Source organism: Saccharopolyspora sp. 6M (assembly GCF_020176775.1).
In the GTDB taxonomy this organism is placed as follows: Bacteria; Actinomycetota; Actinomycetes; order Mycobacteriales; family Pseudonocardiaceae; genus Saccharopolyspora_C; species Saccharopolyspora_C gregorii.
The window spans coordinates 1-17,537 of sequence record NZ_JAIUJZ010000144.1 but is presented as its reverse complement, the minus strand read 5'-3'; the positions used below and the strand labels follow the sequence as shown (position 1 = coordinate 17,537).

Genomic DNA, 17,537 nt, shown 5'->3' with positions numbered 1-17,537 from the left:
CCGCCGAGGGTCTTGTGGGTGGTCGTGGTGACCACATCGGCATAGGGCAGCGGGCTCGGGTGCAGCCCGGCGGCGACCAGGCCGGCGAAGTGGGCCATGTCGACCATCAGGTAAGCACCGACCTCGTCGGCGATCTCGCGGAACCGCGCGAAGTCCAGCTGGCGCGGATAGGCCGACCAGCCCGCCACGATCAGCTTCGGCCGGTTCTCCCGCGCCAGGCGAGCCACCTCGTCCATGTCGACCCGGTGATCGTCCTCGCGCACGTGGTACGGCACCACGGTGTAGAGCTTGCCGGAGAAGTTGATGCGCATCCCGTGCGTCAAATGACCACCATGGGCCAGGTCCAAGCCCATGATCGTGTCACCCGGCGACAACAAGGCGTGCATCGCCGCGGCGTTGGCCTGCGCACCCGAATGCGGCTGCACGTTCGCGAACGACGCCCCGAACAACGCCTTCACCCGATCGATCGCCAACTGCTCGACCACGTCCACATGCTCACAACCACCGTAATAACGGCGGCCCGGGTAGCCCTCGGCGTACTTGTTCGTCAACACCGAACCCTGCGCCTGCAACACCGCCTGCGGCGCGAAGTTCTCCGACGCGATCATCTCCAACGTGTTCTGCTGACGACCCAGCTCCGCCCCCACAGCAGCGGCCACCTCCGGATCCACCACCGCAAGCCGGTCGTTGAACAGGTCCGGTGTCGACATGAGCAATTGCCTCCTGGTGTTCGATCTGGGCTGCGCCGGACGGGTCCGGCGCGGTCCGGTCAAGGTTTCGAGAGCCCGTTGCGGGCGTGTGTCAGGCCTTGCGGCGGTAGAACGGCAGTTCCACGACTTCGGCGTCGATGGACTTGCCGCGGATGTCGACCTGCACCGCGGTACCGGGCGCGCTGTGCGCGCGGTCCACGTAGGCCATCGCGATCGGGTGACCGAGCGTCGGGGACGGGGCGCCGCTGGTGATCTCGCCGATCTCGGCGCCGTCGGCGAGCACCGGGTAGCCGTGCCGGGGCGCGCGGCGCGCGTCGGTGCGCAGCCCCACCAGGGTGCGCTCCGTCGGAGCCGCCGCGACCTGCGCCAGCGCGGCCTTGCCGATGAAGTCACCGGGCTTGTCCAGCTTCACCACGCGCCCCAGGTTCGCGTGGAACGGGGTGAGCGAGGCGGACAGCTCGTTGCCGTACAGCGGCATGCCCGCCTCCAGCCGCAGCGTGTCGCGGCAGGACAGCCCCGCCGGGACCAGTCCGCGCTCGGCGCCGGAGTCGGTCAGCGCGCGCCACACCGCGGGCGCGTCCGCGGGGGAGGTGAACAGCTCGAAGCCGTCCTCGCCGGTGTAGCCCGTGCGCGCCAGCAGCACCTGCTTCCCGGCGACCTCGCTGGGATACCCGGCGTAGTACTTCACGGTGGACAGGTCGGTGCCGGTCAGCGGCGCCAAGATCGACACCGACTCCGGTCCCTGCACGGCGATCAGCGCGTACTCGTCGGAGACGTCGCGGTGCGCGGCGTCGAACCCGGCGATGCGCTCGGCGAGCTCGGCGGAGACCACGGCCGCGTTGGCCGCGTTGGCGACCACCAGGAACCGCTGCTCGTCCAGCCGGTAGACGATGAGGTCGTCGAGCACGCCGCCCTCGGTGTTGCACAGCATGGTGTAGCGGGCGCGACCCACCGTGATCGCGGACGCGTTCGCGACGAGCGCGTGGTCCAGCGCCGCGGCCGCCTCCGGGCCGCTGATCTCGATCTCGCCCATGTGCGAGAGGTCGAACAACCCGGCCGCGGTCCGCACCGCCTGGTGCTCGGCGGTGTCCCCCGAGTAGCGGACCGGCATCCGCCAGCCCGCGAAGTCGGTGAAGTGCGCGCCGAGGGACTCGTGGACCTCGTGCAGCGGTGTCCGTCGCGGAGCGGGGGGCGACGACGTCATGGTGCGGAACTCCTCCTGGTGGGCACCGATCACGTCCGAGGGGGACCGGTTGCGGCCACTTCCAGCAGAAACCATATCCGGGGTCCTCCGACGGCGATGGGCGCGGGCGTGCGCTGCCGGTCTCCCCGGAGTCATTGGCCTGAGAGTTTCACCGCGCACGAGGGCGGCTTGCACCGTGGGCGAGGGACACGGGTCCCTGCTTTTCTCCGTGATCGCCTGCTGTCGCGCGGTAGCGGGGCCTGAGAGTTTGGTGGGGAGGATTGCTCCTTCGGCGCTGCACCCAGGAATCGCATCCTGCACGGACCAGGGGCTCCTGGCGGGGCGCAGACTCTCCCGCACGACGTCGTCGGCGTTGTAGTCCGGTGTTGTGTTGTGCTCCGGAACGCTACGGAGATCACACAGCGCAGTCAACCGAACGTGAGCGTGATCCCGTCGCCGCGCGCGGAGTTCAGCGCTGCGGGAACAGCCGGGCGTGCTGGGCGCGGAGGCCGTCGACCAGCGCCCGCAGCGCCAGTTCGAAGCTGTCGTCGTCGATCTCGGCGGCGTGCTCGCGCAGCAGGTGGGCGCCGTGCAGGTGCGGGAACCGCTCGTCGTAGACCTCGGCGTCGTCGACGAACCCGCCCGCGAACGAGCCCATCGCCGCACCGAGCACCAGGAACTTGGTGGAGGCGCCGATCATCGTGGCGTACCGCTGCGGCCAGCCCGCGCTGGTCAGCCCGCCGTGCACGGCGTCGGCGCGGCGCAGCGAGGTCTCCCGGCGGGCCGGTCCGGACGCCATGAACGGCACCAGGTTGGGGTGGGCGGCGAGCGCGGCCCGGTAGGAGCGGGCCCAGCGGGTGAGGCCGGTGGGCCAGTCGATGTCGAACCCGCTGGTGTCGACGGTGCCCATCACGCCGTCGGCGACGTCGTGCAGCAGCGCTTCCTTGGTGGCCACGTGGTTGTAGAGCGAGGCGGCGCGGACGCCGAGGGAGTCGGCGAGCCTGCGCATGGACAGCGCTTCGAGGCCTTGGCCGTCGATGATCGCCAGCGCGTGTTCGCGGATGCGTTCGCGGGTGAGCTGGGGGCTCTTGGGTCTGCCCATGCCGCGCTCCTGCCTGCCGCCCGCTGCCGGTCGGCGCCCCCTCGGTGGGCGCCGTGCCCGTCCGCGTCCGCTGCGGATCGTGTCGATCAGTGTCCGGTGCGCGGCTCTTGCCGCGGTGCGCGGGGTGGTCCTAGAGTCCAAAACTAACGACGTTAGTCGTCAGGTGTCCAACGGCGGACGACCGTGCCGCCCGCACCGGCGACATCCTCACGGAGGTGGACGATGGTCAACGACGACGAGTCCCCGGAGCGGGTCGAGCCGCACACCACGCTGTCGCTCGCCTCGGTCCTCGCCGAGCCGGCGCGGCTGCGCCCGGCGCACCCCGCGGTCGTCGAGGGCGAGCAGCGGGTGACCTACGGCGAGCTGTGGGAGCAGGTCCGGGCGCACGCGGCCGCGCTGCGCGCTCGCGGGATCGAGCCGGGCGACCGGGTCGCGATCGTGGCGCCCAACGTGATCGATTTCGTGCGCGCCTACTACGCGGTGCTCACCGCGGGCGCGGTCGTGGTGCCGGTTCCGCTGCTGCTGGTCCCGGACGAGGCGGCGTACCTGCTGCGCAACTCCGGCGCGAAGCTCGTCGTCGGGCACACGAGCCAGCTGGCGCTCGCCGCCGAATCGGCGCGCCGCGCCGGCATCCCGCTGGTCTCGATCGGCCCGTCGGTGCCCGGCCCGGAGACCCCGGACTCGTTGAGCGAGGCGGCGGCCGCGGCCGAACCGGTCCGCTCCTTCGCCACCCGCGCGCCCGACGACCCCGCGGTGATCTTCTACACCAGCGGCACCACCGGCCGGCCGAAGGGCGCGGTGCTCACCCACCTGAACCTGGTGCTCAACGCGACGGTGAACGCCTTCGACGCCAACGACACCCGCCGCGAGGACCTGATCCTCGGCTGCCTGCCGCTGTTCCACGTCTTCGGGCAGACCGTCTCGCTGAACACCACGTTCCGGGCGGGCGCGACGCTGGTGCTGCAACCCAAGTTCGACCCGGCCGAGGCGCTGCGGCTCATCCGGGACCACCGCATCACCCAGCTCAACGGCGTGCCCACCATGTACATCCGGATGCTGGAGGCCGCCGGGGACGACGACGACCTGTCCTCGCTGCGGATGTGCGTGTCCGGTGGCGCGGCGCTGCCGGTGGCGGTGCTGGAGCGGTTCCAGCGGCGCTTCGGCGCCCCGATCCACGAGGGCTACGGGCTGTCCGAGACCTCGCCGACGGCCACCGTGAACCAGCCCGCGTTCGGGCCGCGCGCAGGCACCGTCGGGCACGCGCTGTGGGGCATCGACGTCGAGATCGCCGAACCGTCCGTGGAGGACCGGATCGAACTGCTGCCCGCCGGGGAGACCGGCGAGGTCGTGGTCCGCGGCCACAACGTGTTCGCCGGGTACCTGGACGACCCGGAGGCCACCTCGGCGGCGCTCGTCGACGGCTGGTTCCGCACCGGTGACATGGGCGTCAAGGACGCCGAGGGCTACCTGTCCATCGTGGACCGCAAGAAGGATCTGATCATCCGCAACGGCTACAACATCTACCCGCGCGAGGTGGAGGAGCTGCTGATCCGGCACCCCGCCGTCGCGCAGTGCGCGGTGATCGGCCTGCCCGACCCGGGGCGTGGCGAGGAGGTGTGCGCGGTCGTGGTGCCCGAACGCGGTGAGGACCCGGACGAGGCGCTGGGCAAGGCCATCATCGCCTGGGCCGCGGAGCAGACCGCGCACCACAAGTACCCGCGCCGCGTCGTGTTCGTCGACGAGCTGCCGCTGGGTCCCAGCCACAAGGTGCTCAAGCGGGAACTGCGCAGCCGCATCGCCGAATCCTCCTGACCCCCGACCTCGCCACACCGGCCTCGCCGAAAGGACCCGCCACCGATGGTCGACTTCTCCCTGTCCGAGACCGAACGCGACATCCGCGACTGGGTGCGCACGTTCGTGCAGCGCGAGCTGGTGCCGCTGGAGCCGGAGGTGCTGCGCCGCGAGCGCGACCACGAACGCGGCCTCACCCGCGAGGAGCTGGCCGAACTGCGCAAGAAGGCGCGCGACGCCGGGTTCTGGGGCGTGCAGACCCCCGAGGAGTACGGCGGGATGAATCTCTCCGCCGTGCTCACCGCGCTGATCGAGATCGAGCTGGGCCGCACCTTCGTGCCGTTCAGCTTCGGCGGCTACGCGGACAACATCCTCTACCACGCCAACGAGGAGCAGAAGCAGCGCTACCTGGTGCCCACCATCGAGGGCGAGCGCAAGTCCTGCTTCGCCATCACCGAGCCGGGGGCGGGTTCGGACGCCAAGAACCTCCGCACCACGGCCCGCAAGGACGGCGCGGAGTGGGTGATCGACGGGGAGAAGACGTTCATCACCGGCGGCATCGATGCCGACTTCACCATGGTCTTCGCCGTCACCGACAAGGAGAAGGGCGCCGACGGCGGCGTCACCTGCTTCCTCGCCGACCGGGACGCCGGCTGGAAGTCGGAGCCCATCGAGATCATGGGCGAGTGGGACCGCCAGCCCGCCGCGCTGGTCTTCGACGGCGTCCGGGTGCCGGAGGAGAACGTGCTCGGCGAGGTCGGCGGCGGTTTCAAGCTGGCCATGCAGTGGATCGGCCGCGGCCGCTACCTGTTGCCCGCCCGCGCCCTCGGCGGCTGCGAGCGGATGATGGAGATGTCGATGGACTACGCCCGCAACCGGCAGACGTTCGGGGCGCCCATCGCCGACCGGCAGGCCATCCAGTGGATGATCGCGGACTCGGCGGTGGAGATCGAGGCGCTGCGCTGGCTGGTGCTGCAGGCCGCGTGGCAGGTCGACCAGGGCGCCGACTCCCGGCACGCGCAGTCCATCGCGAAGCTCTACGGCGGCACCAGGGCGAACGAGATCGTGGACCGGATGCTGCAGATCCACGGCGGCATGGGCTACACCCGCGAGCTGCCCATCGAGCGCTGGTACCGGGACATCCGGCTGCTGCGCATCTTCGAGGGCACCGACGAGATCCAGCGCCGCACCATCGCCCGCAACCTGCTCAAGGGGCACGCCCAGGTCGGCGGGGTGCTCGGCTGATCCGGCGACGCGGCGGATCGGCCCGGTCACACCCTCGATCGGATGTCCGATTCGCCGGTAACCTGGGTGCAGCGTGATCGACCGGCCCGACTGGGAGCTGCTATGTCGTTGTTCAAGAAGGTGACCGACTTCGCCAAGAGCCCGCAGGGCAAGAAGGCGATCGACCAGGCCAAGCGGTACGCGAGCGACCCGAAGAACAAGGCCAAGATCGAGCAGGTGAAGAACCGCTTCCTCGGCGGTGGCAAGAGCAAGTGACGCACCCCCACGACGGCCCCCGGCGCACCCGGGGGCCGTCGTCGTGCGGGGACCCGGTGCTCGGATCGTGCCGCGCCGGTGGCGGACCCGGCCGGTGAACCGTGATCAACGGGCTGTGCCGGGGCCGGATCGGCAGTAGGGTTCTCGCGGGCTGATTCCGGGATCAGGGGCGGTGCGATGGGCCGGGCTTACGTGGTGGGCACGTTCGACACGAAGGCCGCGGAGCTGCGCTACGTCGCCGGGCTCGTCGCCGACGCGGGCGTGGAAGTGATCACCGTCGACGTGGGCACGTCCGGCGCGGAGTCCGCCGATGCCCCCGACGTGTCCGCCGCCGAGGTGGCCGCCGCGCACCCGCGCGGGGCCGCGGCGGTGTTCACCGGTGATCGCGGCACGGCCGTGGTGGCGATGGCGCTGGCGTTCGAGCGGTGGCTCGGCGCGCGACGCGGTGTGGGCGGGGTGCTGGGCCTGGGCGGTTCCGGCGGTACCGCGCTGATCACCCCGGCGCTGCGGGCGCTGCCGGTGGGGGTGCCGAAGCTGGTGGTCTCGACGGTGGCCTCCGGTGACATCTCGTCCTACGTGGACGCGTCGGACATCGCGATGTTCCCGGCGGTCACCGACGTCGCCGGGCTCAACCGGATCTCCCGCCAGGTGCTCGGCAACGCCGCGCACGCGCTGGCCGGGGCCGTGCGCAACACCGTGCCGGCCGTGGAGCAGCTGCCCGCGGTGGCGCTGACGATGTTCGGGGTGACCACGCCCTGCGTCACCGAGGCCGCGAACCGGCTCGCCACCGACCACGACCCGCTGGTGTTCCACGCGACCGGCACCGGCGGCCGCGCCATGGAGAAGCTCGTCGCCGACGGGCTCGTCGAAGCGGTCCTGGACATCACCACCACCGAGGTGTGCGACCTGGTCGCCGGGGGAGTGATGAGCGCGGGCGAGACCCGGCTGGACGCGATCGCGCGCAGCGGCGTGCCCTACGTCGGCTCCTGCGGCGCGCTCGACATGGTCAACTTCGGGGCGCCGGACACCGTGCCGGAGCGGTACCGGAACCGGTTGTTCTACGAGCACAACCCGCAGGTCACGCTGATGCGCACCACGGCGGACGAATGCCGCGAGATCGCCCGGTTCCTGGCCGCGAAGCTCAACGCCTGCACCGGTCCGGTGCGGTTCCTGCTGCCCGAGGGCGGCGTCTCGCTGCTGGACGTCCCGGGGCAGCCCTTCCACGACCCGGCCGCCGACCGGGCCCTGTTCGAGACCCTGGAGGCGGAGGTGCACCAGACCGAGCAGCGGCGCCTGGTGCGCGTCCCGCACGACATCAACGACGACCGCTTCGTCGAAGCGCTGCTCGGCGCCTTCGACGAGGTCCGCGCGCGAGGAGGACGGGCATGACGCGGTTCGACCGGGAGACCCTGGTGCGCCGATTCCGGGGCATGGCCGATCGGGGCGAACCGATCATCGGCGGCGGCGCGGGCACCGGGCTGTCCGCCAAGTGCGAGGAATCCGGCGGCATCGACCTGATCGTGCTGTACAACTCGGGCCGCTACCGGATGGCGGGGCGCGGTTCGCTCGCCGGGCTGCTGGCCTACGGCAACGCCAACGAGATCGTGGTGGAGATGGCGAGCGAGGTGCTGCCGGTGGTGCACCGCACCCCGGTGCTCGCCGGGGTCAACGGCACCGACCCGTTCCTGCTCACCGGGCCGTTCCTGGCGCGGCTGCGGGAACTCGGCTTCGCCGGGGTGCAGAACTTCCCGACCGTCGGGCTCATCGACGGCACCTTCCGGGAGAACCTGGAGGAGACCGGGATGAGCTACCGGCTGGAGGTCGACCTGGTCGCCGCGGCCCGGGAAGCGGACCTGCTCACCACGCCGTACGTGTTCTCCGCCGAGGACGCCCGCGCCATGACGGCCGCCGGAGCCGACATCGTGGTGTGCCACCTCGGCCTCACCACCGGCGGATCGATCGGCGCGGAGACCGCGAAGGACCTCGACGACTGCGTGGCGCTGATCGACGAGTGGTCCGCGGCCGCCGCCGACGTGCGGGAGGACGTGCTGGTGCTGTGCCACGGCGGTCCCATCGCCACCCCGGCCGACGCGGCCTACGTGCTGGGCCGCACCAAGCGTTGCCACGGCTTCTACGGGGCCAGCAGCATGGAACGACTCCCGGTCGAGCAGGCGCTGACCGAACGCACCAGGGAGTTCAAGAACCTCAAGCGCTGACGGCGCACGACGACGAGGAGGACGTGATGGCGCGGTCCTACGCGAGCAGGGTGGTCCCGGCGGCGGCCGACGAGGTGTGGGCGCTGGTGCGGGACTTCGGCGGGCTGCCCCGCTGGCACCCCGGCATCGGTTCCAGCGAGGTGGAGAGCGGCGCGTCCCCGGCGGAGCTCGGCGCCGTGCGCAGGCTCGTCGTCGGGGACGGCGGAGTGGTGCGGGAACGGCTCGTGGGCCTCGACGACGCCGCCCGCTCCTGCACCTACGAGATCACCGAGGGCCCGTTCCCGGTGCGCTCGTACCGCAGCACCATCCGGGTGCTGCCGATCACGGCGACCGGCGAGTCGTTCGTGGAGTGGTACGCCGACTACGACGCCGAGGCGGCGCACGAGGCGCAGCTGGACGAGATCTTCGGCGGTGGGGTCTTCGGCGCGGGCCTCAAGGCGCTCGCCGACCACTACGCCGGCTGACCGCCCGGCGCCGGACCGCGGCGCTCCCGCTGCGCACGGACGGGGGTCGCGCAAGCTGCCATTCGGTGGACGACCGGTGTGGGCTAGCCGACAGCTCTCGGCGGCGGCCCGTTAGAGTTCAGCCGTGCCAAGCGAGGAGACAACCCCCGAACGAGCGACGGCCCCCGAGATTTCCGGGACGCAGAGTAACGGCAGGGTGGTGGTCACCGGCGGCTCCGGCTTCGTCGGCCGCGCCGTCGTCCGCGCGCTGACCGGACGCGGCACCCCGGTCACGATCGTCGACGTTCAGGAACCCGCGGAACCCGGCGAGCTCATCACCCACGTGGCGGGCGACCTCGCCGACCCCGCGGTCCGGGACGCCGCCGTCACCGAGGGCACCACCGCGATCGTGCACCTCGCCGCGATCACCTCGGTGCTGCGCTCCGTGGACCAGCCCGCCGAGACCTACCGGGCCAACGTCGAGGTCACCCAGGAACTGCTGGAACTCGCGCGGCGGCGCGGCGTCGGCCGGTTCGTGCTCGCCTCCACCAACGCCGTCGTCGGCGACATCGGGCACGGCACCATCTCCGAGGACCTCCCGCTGCGCCCGCTCACGCCGTACGGGGCGACGAAGGCCGCCTGCGAGATGCTGCTGTCCGGTTACGCGGGCTCCTACGGCATCGCCACCACCGCGCTGCGGTTCACCAACATCTACGGGCCCGGCATGGGGCGCAAGGACAGCTTCATCCCCCGGCTGATGCGCGCCGCGCTGGCCGGCGAGGGCGTCGAGGTCTACGGCGACGGTGCGCAGAGCCGCGACTTCGTGCACGTCGACGACGTGGTGCAGGGCATCCTCGCCGCCTGCGACAAGGAGTACGGCGGCACCGCCATCATCGGCTCGGGGCGCTCCATCTCGGTGCTGGAGCTGATCGACGCGGTGCGCGCCGCCACCGGAGCACCGCTGCCCGTGACGCACGTGCCCGCCAAGAACGGCGAGATGCCCGCGGTGATCGTGGACGTCGCCAAGGCGGGCCGCGAGCTCGGCTACGCGCCTTCGGTGGACCTGACCGACGGGCTGCGGACCGTGTGGGACGACTTCCGCGCGGCCACCGGGGCGCCGTGACCGCGGCGCCGGCGCGGCTCCTCCGCGCGCACTGGCTGCTCGCGCTGCTGCTGATCGGCGGCGTGGTGCTGCGCGTGCTCGCGCAGCTGGCCTACCGCCCGGCGCTGCTCTACATCGACTCGTTCCGCTACCTCGACGACCTCGGGGTGTTCTACCCCGGCGGCATCAACCCCGTCGGCTACGAGGTCCTGCTGCTCGGGCCGCTGCTGCTGGTGGGGAACCTGGCGCTGGTGGCGGCGGTGCAGCACCTGCTGGGGCTGGCGCTCGGCGTGGCGATCTACGTGCTGCTGCTGCGGTTCGGCGCCCGGCGCTGGATCGCCGCGCTCGCCACCGCGCCGGTGCTGCTGGACGCCTACCAGGTGCAGATCGAGCACAACATCATGTCGGACCTGCTGTTCCAGGTCCTGCTGCTGGCCGTGATCTTCGTGCTCGCCTGGCGCGGCGTGCCCGGTCCGCGCACCGCCGCGGTCGCCGGACTGGTGCTGGCCGCTTCGGTGCTGGTGCGGCTGGTGGGCCTGACGCTGGTCGTCCCGGCCGTGGCGTTCGTGCTGCTGGCCGCCGGGCTGCGGCCGCGGGACGGCTGGCGGCCGCGGCTGCGCGCCGCCGGAGCCCTCGCCGGGGTCTTCGCCGGAGTGCTGTTCGGCTACGCGATGTACCACCTGGCGTGGACCGGGAGCCCCGCGCTGGGCGGCTCCACCGGCAGCGTCGTCTTCGGGCGCACCGCCGCCGTCGCCGACTGCGACGCGCTCGGGCTCACCCCGGATGAAGCGGTGGTGTGCCCGAACGAGCCGGTGTCGGCGCGGGCCGCGAACGGCATCGACTTCTACATCCACTTCTGGCACGTGCCCGCCAACACGCGCACCCTGCCGGACGACTTCGACCTCAACGCCGCGCAGAGCGGGATGGCGCGCAAGGTGTTGCTGCACCAGCCGTTCGACGTGCTCGGCGGCTTCGTGCACGACTTCCTCAAGGGCTTCGCGCCCACCCGCACCCAGTCCCCGGGCGACGTGCCGCTGCACCGCTGGCAGTTCAAGACCGAGTACCCGATGTACGCCGACCCCTGGTACGTCACCGAGTGGGCCGAGCTGCACGGCGACGGCACGCTGCGCGCCGATCCCGGGATCGCCGGGTTCCTGCGCGCCTACCAGCTCGGCGGTGGCTACACCCCGGGCATCGTGCTCGGCGGCTGCCTGCTGCTGTCCGCGGCGGCCGTGCTCGGGGCGGGCCGCGCCCGCCGCAGCGGGCTGCGCGCCGTGGTGCTGCTGCCCGCGGGGCTGGGGGCGACGGTGCTGGCCACCGCCGCGGCGATGGAGTTCTCGTGGCGCTACCAGCTGCCCGGCCTCGTCCTGCTGCCGCTGGCGGCCGGGCTCGCCCTCACCGCGATCACCGGCCCGACCCGCTCGTCCGACTCGACGAACACCTGAAGGAGATCACCATGTCCACGACCTTCCCCGACGAGGTCGACCGGGCCGCCCTCGACGGCTTCGCCGAGCACTACGGCGACCGCCGGTTCGCCTCGGTGGTCGTGCTCATCGCCGCCTACGACGAGCAGGACGCGCTCGGCGCCGTGCTCGACGGGATGCCCGCCGAGAGCTGCGGGCTGGACGTGGACACCCTCGTCGTCGTGGACGGCGCCACCGACGACACCGCCGAGGTGGCGCTGCGCCACGGCGCGCTGACCTGCGTGGCCCCCCGCAACCGCGGGCAGGGCGCGGCGCTGCGGCTGGGCTACCGGCTCGCCGCCGAACGCGGCGCCCGCTACCTGGTCACCACCGACGCCGACGGCCAGTACGACATCGCCGAGCTGCCCGTGCTGCTGCAGCCGCTGATCGACGACGAGGCCGACTTCGTCACCGGCTCCCGCACCCTCGGCCGCACCGAGAGCACCGACCTGGTGCGCCGCGCCGGCACCCACGTGTTCGCCTGGCTGGTCAGCGCCCTGACCCGGCAGAAGATCACCGACACCTCGTTCGGCTTCCGGGCCATGAAGATCGAGGTGCCGAACTCGGTGCGCCTGGAACAGCGGCAGTACCAGTCCTCGGAGCTGCTGGTCGGCGTCCTCGCCCGCGGCTACCGGGTGCTGGAGAAGCCGATGACGATGCTGGTCCGCGCCGCCGGGCAGAGCAAGAAGGGCGGCAACCTGCTCTACGGCTACAGCTACGCCAAGGTCGTGCTGGGTACCTGGCTGCGCGAGCGCCGCTCCGCTCCGCTGCCGCAGGACCGCCCGGCCGCCGAGCGGATCAACGAGCCCGCGGCGGCCGTTCCCGAGCGGTGAAGATGAACCGGTCGATGATCAGGAACTTCACCACGAACATCACCAGGTAGGTCCCGAGGAACGCGCCCCACACGATCGCCACCTGCGGGAGGCGGTCGTGCGGGAACGCGTGCACCGCGAGCCGTTCCGCGCCGCTGGTGGCCAGCGCCGCCAGCAGCGCGGTGCCGATCGACAGCGCCGCGTAGCGCAGGATCTCCCCGCGCAGCGCCGCGCGGCCCCCACCGCCCCAGGTGCGGCGGTTGAGCACGAAGTTCGGCACCGCCCCCGCCAGCCACGCCAGCACCGTGGCGACCACCGGCTGCGCCCAAGCCGCGTAGGAGCCGACGAACACGAGCTGGCTGAGGCCGGTGGCGACCACCGAAGCCGCGGCGAACCTGCTGATCAGCCGCCAGTAGTGGCCGCGCCGCGAAGCTGCGCTGTCGGTGGCCTGCTGCACTGCCGCGTCCTTCCCGCCGTGCCTCCGCGTCCGGGCGCGGGGCGTCGCGCCGCACGATACCGGTGCGCGCCGCGTGCCCTTCCTCTCCGCCCGGCTGTGCGTTCGGCTCTTCGTTCCGGGGCGGAAGGATGAGAGCATTCCCGATGTTGTCGGGGCGGGCTCGTGCATCGCGCCTGGCAGCGCATTCCTACCGTGCCGATCGGGTCCGGGCGTTCGGGTGCCCGGAGAAGAACTGCCACCGCGGTCCTCCCACCGGCGGTGGCGCCGCGATGAACGTAGAGGAGAAGAAGGCGTGCGAATCCTCGTCCTCGGGGGCGACGGCTACCTTGGCTGGCCGACCGCTCTGCACCTGTCCGACCGCGGCCACGAGGTGGCGGTGGCCGACAACTTCGCCCGGCGCGGCTACGACCACGAGATGGGCGTGCAGAGCCTGGTGCCCATCGAGCCGATGCAGACCCGCATCGACGCGTGGCACGAGGTGTCGGGCAAGAGCATCAAGTCCTACTACGGCGACCTGGTCGACGCGGACTTCACCTACGAGATGGTGCGGGACTTCCGCCCGGACACCATCGTGCACTTCGCGGAGCAGCGCGCCGCGCCGTACTCGATGATCGACCGCAAGCACGCGGTCTACACCCAGCAGAACAACGTGGTCGGCAACCTCAACGTGCTGTTCGCGATCCAGGAGATCGACCCGTCGATCCACCTGGTGAAGCTGGGCACGATGGGCGAGTACGGGACGCCGAACATCGACATCGAGGAAGGCTGGCTGGAGGTCACGCACAAGGGGCGGACCGACCGGATGCTGTTCCCGAAGAAGCCGGGCTCCTTCTACCACCTGAGCAAGGTGCACGACAGCCACAACATCGAGTTCGCCTGCCGCATCTGGGGCCTGCGCGCCACCGACCTCAACCAGGGAGTGGTGTACGGGCAGGAGACGCCGCAGACGGCGCGGGACCCGCGGTTGGCGACGCGCTTCGACTACGACGCGATCTTCGGCACGGTGCTGAACCGCTTCGTCATCCAGGCGGTGCTGGGCCACCCGCTGACGGTGTACGGCAGCGGCGGGCAGACCCGCGGGCTCATCGACATCCGGGACACCGTGGAGTGCATCCGGCTGGCGGCGGAGAACCCGGCGGACGCCGGCGAGTTCCGGGTGTTCAACCAGATGACGGAGAGCTTCTCGGTCGGGGAGATCGCGAAGGTCGTCGCGAACTGCTTCGACGGCGGCGTCGAGGTGGAGCACCTGGAGAACCCGCGCGTCGAGCAGTCCGAGCACCACTACAACGTGGTGCACACCGGGCTGGTCGAGCTGGGCCTGGAGCCGCACCTGCTGTCGAACACGCTGATCGACTCGTTGTTCGGGATCGCGAAGGCGCACGTGGACCGGGTGGACCTCGCGGCTATGCGCCCGACGGTGCAGTGGCGGACCGGTTCCAGCCCGATGCGCGCGGACGGCTGAGCGGGCGGAGCCGTCACGGTGACGGAGGTGCGTCGGGCCGCCGTCCCCGGTTCGTAGCCCAACTGTGCGCTGAAAGACCTGGAATATTCCAAGTTTCGCGTGCACACTGAAGCCACGCGTCGTTGATCCTTCATCGGTGGTGCCGGTCGCCCGCCGATGGGGGTTCAACCGGCCGTTCCCCCGGTTCCCGGGCGGAGATGACGCGGCCATGTCGGTGGCCGCAGGTACGGGGAGCGGCGTCCCGGGCGCGGGAATGCACAGCACTCTCGCACCCGGGGCGCCTACCGCGTGTCGGGGGGCTTCCACACGGCCTACCGAACCGTAGCCCTTTCGTATGACTCACGCGATACGACACGTGGGTAAAGCTGACGCTCCGTGTGTCACCGGTAGCCGCACAACCTCTGGTCGAGAGCGACCCGCATGACGACGCCCGCCCGCGAACCCCTGTCGCGGACGGGCGTCGTGCTGCGCGCGCTCAGCTGCCGACCGGCTCGCTCGCCTCTTCCTCCGGCAGCTCCTCCCGCCGGTCGCGCACGATCTGCGCCACCGTGAACGCCAGCGCGGCGACCCAGGCCACCACGATCACCGCGTAGATCACCGCGGGCGCGGGCAGCTCGAACGCCTTGATTAGGGTGCGGGCGTTGGTGAGCACGATCAGCCCGCCCGCGCCCACGCCGATCAGCCGCATCGGCACGATCCGCACCAGGTAGGCCGCCAGCGGCGCGGCGATCACGCCGCCGATCAGCAGCGCGCCCACCGTCGCCCAGGACAGCGGCTCGTCGGCCAGCGAGATGATGAAACCGAGGCTGGCCGCCACCGCGATGAGGAACTCGCTGGTGTCCACCGAGCCCACGACCTTGCGCGGTTCGACCTTGCCGGTGCTCAGCAGCGTGGGGGTCGCCACCGGACCCCAGCCACCGCCGCCGGTCGCGTCGACGAAGCCCGCGACCAGCCCGAGCGGCGCGAGCAGCTTCGAACTCACCCCGGTGAGCTGCTTGCGGCGCAGCGGGCGCAGCGCGAAGCGCAGCAGCACGTACAGGCCCAGCACGAGCAGGATGGTGGACATCCACGGCTCGGCCGCCTCGGTGGACAGGTTGCTCAGCGCGGTCGCGCCGAGGAACGCGCCGACGGCCCCGGGCACGCCGAGGATGAGCACGACCCGCCAGTCGACGTTGCCGAACTTCCAGTGCGAGAGGCCGGAGGCGGCGGAGGTGCCGATCTCGGCCAGGTGCACCGAGGCGGAGGCCACGGCGGGCGTGAGCCCGGCCGTGAGCAGGATGGTCGTGGAAGTCACCCCGTAGGCCATGCCGAGGGAACCATCGACGAGCTGGGCGATGAATCCGCCGAGCGCGAAGATCAAGAAGGTCTGCACGATCTCTCCGTGGGTGGCGTGCGCGAGCACCCCGTTCTTCGCGCGCGCGGGCGCCGGGGTGGTGCGGTGGGTCGGTTCGGGCGCGGGCGGACGCGTCGGGAGACCTGCCGGGCAGGGGAGACGCCGTCGCCGCGGCTCAGCGCGCCCGGATGCGGGCGGCGGCCGTGCGGGTGTTCAGCTGCGGGGTCGACATCCCGCGGAGCTGACGCGCAGCAGGTCGACGTGCAGGCGCTGGACAAGCAGGCCCCACTGGTCACCACGCGTCATGCAGTCAGTGAATCAGATCAAACCTTCGTGCGATACGAGCTTCCCAGAGTGCGGGAGGTTCCGGGCTCGTGGTTACTCGCCGGTTACTTGAGGTCGACAGCCGGGTGAGGGGCCTTGGTGGCGGTGCTTGTGCGCAAGACCACTTTCGGGGCTTCGCGGTCTTGGTCGGTGACCCACCGGGCCTTCGGTGCCGGGGTCGGTGCGCCCTTCTCGCTGCTGGGTCGCGGGGCGCCCGCGGTTCCGGGCGGTCCGCGGCGGACCTCCGTGACCGATGGGCTGCGCTGCGTGGTCGCCGGCTCCGTGCCCAGGAGGAATCACCGATCGCGCGGACGTGATCGCGGCGAGTCGTCGATCTTCTCCCGCCGGTGCCTCGCCGGAGTCGGTGATCGGCCCCGGAAGATCACGAACGTTATCGGATGGTCATCTATTTCAGTCACGCAAAGTGTGCGACTTGCGGCTGATTGCGAGCTGTACATCCACCTAAAGGGCTATCGCTTGATGCTGCCGATGACCCGGAGCTACCTTTTTCGCTGAGAACATCACGGTTCGATCACGAACAGGACTCGCCCCCGAAGAGTCCGCCCGCACCCCCGACGGGAGCGATCGGACCACCCCCGAAGACGGAAAGGCGACCATGGCCAAGCACCGGCAGGAGAGCGGCCACACCCCGAAGCCCGCTCTCCGGGAGTCCTTGCTGAACTCCTTCCGGCCGCGTTCCGAGCGCGGCAACTCCCGGGTCCCCGCCCGGAACAAGATCGCCGCGGCCGTCGTCGCGGCAGGCGCGTTCGCCGCCGTCGGCCAGCCGCTGGCCGCCAACGCGGACAAGAGCGACGAGAACCAGGCCGTCCGCCCGGTCGCCGAACAGCACGCCGCCGCGCAGCAGCAGCTCGCGGCCGCCGTGAACGGCACCCCCGAGACCGAGGCCGCGGTCCGGCTGCTCCCGCAGCAGTCCCCCGAGCCCGCGCAGGACGAGGCGCAGAAGGTGGCCAAGGGCCGCGAGATCGCCCAGCAGCGCGCCCAGGCCGCCGCCGACCAGAGGGCGGCGAAGGAGGCCGCGGACGCGAAGGCCGCCGCGGCGAAGAAGGCCGAGCTGGCGAAGGAGGCCGAGGTCCCGGCGAAGCCGGCCGCGGCTCAGCCCGCCAAGGCGGGCGGCGGCTACGTCAAGCCCGCCGACGGCACCTTCACCTCCGGTTTCGGTTCCCGCTGGGGCAGCACCCACAAGGGCATCGACATCGCCAACAGCATCGGCACCCCGATCGTCAGCGTCAGCGACGGCGAGGTCATCAACGCGGGCCCGGCCAGCGGCTTCGGCCAGTGGGTGCGGGTGCAGCACAACGACGGCACGATCACCGTCTACGGCCACGTGAACACGATCGACGTGAGCGTCGGCGAGCAGGTCAAGGCCGGCGACAAGATCGCCACGATCGGCAACAAGGGCCAGTCCACCGGCCCGCACCTGCACTTCGAGGTCATCCAGAGCGGCAGCAAGATCAACCCGCTGCCGTGGCTGCAGCAGCACGGGATCTCCGTGAAGTGAGCCCCGGGGCCGGGGGGCCCCCCCCCCCCCCCCCCCCCCCGGGCCCCCCCCCCCCCCCCCACCGCGGGGGTAACCCCCCCCCCGGCCGCGGGGGGCCCTACCCCCCGGGAGGGCCCCCCC

17 protein-coding genes and 2 riboswitches are annotated in these 17,537 nt (G+C 71.6%); of the genes, 11 read left to right on the top strand and 6 right to left on the bottom strand.

Annotated elements, in window-relative coordinates; genetic code table 11:
• The 3 genes from LCD31_RS19220 to LCD31_RS19210 all read right to left on the bottom strand — a co-directional run.
• The coding region (locus LCD31_RS19220; RefSeq protein ID WP_224959975.1) for a serine hydroxymethyltransferase at positions 1-710 on the bottom strand (710 nt) is incomplete at its 3' end.
• Between the two features lie 91 nt (positions 711-801).
• The gene (gene gcvT, locus LCD31_RS19215) at positions 802-1,914 is read right to left on the bottom strand and encodes a glycine cleavage system aminomethyltransferase GcvT (RefSeq protein ID WP_224959974.1); all 1,113 of its coding nucleotides are present in this window, start codon (positions 1,912-1,914) and stop codon (positions 802-804) included.
• Between the two features lie 118 nt (positions 1,915-2,032).
• Positions 2,033-2,131: riboswitch (glycine riboswitch) on the bottom strand.
• Positions 2,132-2,260: riboswitch (glycine riboswitch) on the bottom strand.
• Between the two features lie 102 nt (positions 2,261-2,362).
• The gene (locus LCD31_RS19210; RefSeq protein ID WP_224959973.1) at positions 2,363-2,995 is read right to left on the bottom strand and encodes a TetR/AcrR family transcriptional regulator; all 633 of its coding nucleotides are present in this window, start codon (positions 2,993-2,995) and stop codon (positions 2,363-2,365) included.
• A 222-nt stretch (positions 2,996-3,217) separates the two neighbouring features.
• Between LCD31_RS19210 and LCD31_RS19205 the strand changes: the two genes are divergently transcribed.
• The 9 genes from LCD31_RS19205 to LCD31_RS29630 all read left to right on the top strand — a co-directional run bounded on the left by LCD31_RS19205 (position 3,218) and on the right by LCD31_RS29630 (position 12,343).
• Complete coding sequence (locus LCD31_RS19205) at positions 3,218-4,807, top strand: long-chain fatty acid--CoA ligase (protein ID WP_224959971.1); 1,590 nt, start codon at positions 3,218-3,220, stop codon at positions 4,805-4,807.
• 45 nt (positions 4,808-4,852) lie between these two features.
• Positions 4,853-6,031 (top strand): acyl-CoA dehydrogenase family protein, encoded by a 1,179-nt coding sequence (locus LCD31_RS19200; RefSeq protein WP_224959970.1) that lies wholly within the window; start codon positions 4,853-4,855, stop codon positions 6,029-6,031.
• 102 nt (positions 6,032-6,133) lie between these two features.
• The gene (locus LCD31_RS19195) at positions 6,134-6,286 is read left to right on the top strand and encodes a hypothetical protein (RefSeq protein WP_224959969.1); all 153 of its coding nucleotides are present in this window, start codon (positions 6,134-6,136) and stop codon (positions 6,284-6,286) included.
• A 177-nt stretch (positions 6,287-6,463) separates the two neighbouring features.
• Entirely contained in the window at positions 6,464-7,675 is a 1,212-nt protein-coding gene (locus LCD31_RS19190; protein ID WP_224959968.1) for a Tm-1-like ATP-binding domain-containing protein, read from the top strand.
• Positions 7,672-8,502 (top strand): phosphoenolpyruvate hydrolase family protein, encoded by an 831-nt coding sequence (locus tag LCD31_RS19185; protein ID WP_224959967.1) that lies wholly within the window; start codon positions 7,672-7,674, stop codon positions 8,500-8,502. The genes LCD31_RS19190 and LCD31_RS19185 overlap by 4 nt, the downstream gene beginning before the upstream one ends.
• Before the next feature lie 26 nt (positions 8,503-8,528).
• Positions 8,529-8,966, top strand: a complete 438-nt coding sequence (locus tag LCD31_RS19180; RefSeq protein ID WP_224959966.1) for an SRPBCC family protein — start codon at positions 8,529-8,531, stop codon at positions 8,964-8,966.
• 196 nt (positions 8,967-9,162) lie between these two features.
• Complete coding sequence (locus LCD31_RS19175) at positions 9,163-10,068, top strand: NAD-dependent epimerase/dehydratase family protein (protein ID WP_224959965.1); 906 nt, start codon at positions 9,163-9,165, stop codon at positions 10,066-10,068.
• On the top strand, positions 10,065-11,492 hold the full coding sequence (locus LCD31_RS29635; protein WP_308015856.1) for a hypothetical protein: 1,428 nt from the start codon (positions 10,065-10,067) through the stop codon (positions 11,490-11,492). Before LCD31_RS19175 ends, LCD31_RS29635 begins: the two co-directional genes overlap by 4 nt.
• Positions 11,493-11,503: 11 nt before the next feature.
• Positions 11,504-12,343, top strand: a complete 840-nt coding sequence (locus LCD31_RS29630; protein ID WP_308012524.1) for a glycosyltransferase family 2 protein — start codon at positions 11,504-11,506, stop codon at positions 12,341-12,343.
• Here LCD31_RS29630 and LCD31_RS19165 read toward each other — a convergent pair.
• Positions 12,309-12,779 (bottom strand): GtrA family protein, encoded by a 471-nt coding sequence (locus LCD31_RS19165; RefSeq protein WP_224959964.1) that lies wholly within the window; start codon positions 12,777-12,779, stop codon positions 12,309-12,311. The genes LCD31_RS29630 and LCD31_RS19165 overlap by 35 nt on opposite strands.
• A gap of 292 nt (positions 12,780-13,071) precedes the next feature.
• Between LCD31_RS19165 and LCD31_RS19160 the strand changes: the two genes are divergently transcribed.
• Positions 13,072-14,241 carry an NAD-dependent epimerase/dehydratase family protein gene (locus LCD31_RS19160; protein WP_224959962.1) on the top strand — a complete coding sequence of 390 codons (1,170 nt, stop codon included), beginning with the start codon at positions 13,072-13,074 and terminating at the stop codon, positions 14,239-14,241.
• 475 nt (positions 14,242-14,716) lie between these two features.
• On the opposite strand, the gene LCD31_RS19155 is transcribed toward LCD31_RS19160, so the two are convergent.
• Both LCD31_RS19155 and LCD31_RS29800 read right to left on the bottom strand, forming a co-directional pair.
• Positions 14,717-15,613, bottom strand: a complete 897-nt coding sequence (locus LCD31_RS19155) for a sulfite exporter TauE/SafE family protein (protein ID WP_224959960.1) — start codon at positions 15,611-15,613, stop codon at positions 14,717-14,719.
• Positions 15,614-15,787: 174 nt separating this feature from the next.
• Positions 15,788-15,880 (bottom strand): putative leader peptide, encoded by a 93-nt coding sequence (locus tag LCD31_RS29800; protein ID WP_373690029.1) that lies wholly within the window; start codon positions 15,878-15,880, stop codon positions 15,788-15,790.
• A 634-nt stretch (positions 15,881-16,514) separates the two neighbouring features.
• Here LCD31_RS29800 and LCD31_RS19150 point away from each other — a divergent pair.
• Positions 16,515-17,417: a M23 family metallopeptidase gene (locus tag LCD31_RS19150; RefSeq protein WP_224959958.1), complete on the top strand. Its 903-nt coding sequence runs from the start codon at positions 16,515-16,517 to the stop codon at positions 17,415-17,417.
• Positions 17,418-17,537 lie beyond the last annotated feature (120 nt).

What these genes read in the sequence shown, in the direction of transcription:
- LCD31_RS19190 (WP_224959968.1), top strand. Translation starts at nt 6,464, where the DNA reads ATGGGCCGGGCTTACGTGGTGGGCACGTTCGACACGAAGGCCGCGGAG.
- LCD31_RS19205 (WP_224959971.1), top strand. Translation starts at nt 3,218, where the DNA reads ATGGTCAACGACGACGAGTCCCCGGAGCGGGTCGAGCCGCACACCACG.
- LCD31_RS19210 (WP_224959973.1), bottom strand. Translation starts at nt 2,995, where the DNA reads ATGGGCAGACCCAAGAGCCCCCAGCTCACCCGCGAACGCATCCGCGAA.
- LCD31_RS29630 (WP_308012524.1), top strand. Translation starts at nt 11,504, where the DNA reads ATGTCCACGACCTTCCCCGACGAGGTCGACCGGGCCGCCCTCGACGGC.
- LCD31_RS19150 (WP_224959958.1), top strand. Translation starts at nt 16,515, where the DNA reads ATGGCCAAGCACCGGCAGGAGAGCGGCCACACCCCGAAGCCCGCTCTC.
- LCD31_RS19200 (WP_224959970.1), top strand. Translation starts at nt 4,853, where the DNA reads ATGGTCGACTTCTCCCTGTCCGAGACCGAACGCGACATCCGCGACTGG.
- LCD31_RS19180 (WP_224959966.1), top strand. Translation starts at nt 8,529, where the DNA reads ATGGCGCGGTCCTACGCGAGCAGGGTGGTCCCGGCGGCGGCCGACGAG.
- LCD31_RS29800 (WP_373690029.1), bottom strand. Translation starts at nt 15,880, where the DNA reads ATGACGCGTGGTGACCAGTGGGGCCTGCTTGTCCAGCGCCTGCACGTC.
- LCD31_RS19185 (WP_224959967.1), top strand. Translation starts at nt 7,672, where the DNA reads ATGACGCGGTTCGACCGGGAGACCCTGGTGCGCCGATTCCGGGGCATG.
- gcvT (WP_224959974.1), bottom strand. Translation starts at nt 1,914, where the DNA reads ATGACGTCGTCGCCCCCCGCTCCGCGACGGACACCGCTGCACGAGGTC.
- LCD31_RS19195 (WP_224959969.1), top strand. Translation starts at nt 6,134, where the DNA reads ATGTCGTTGTTCAAGAAGGTGACCGACTTCGCCAAGAGCCCGCAGGGC.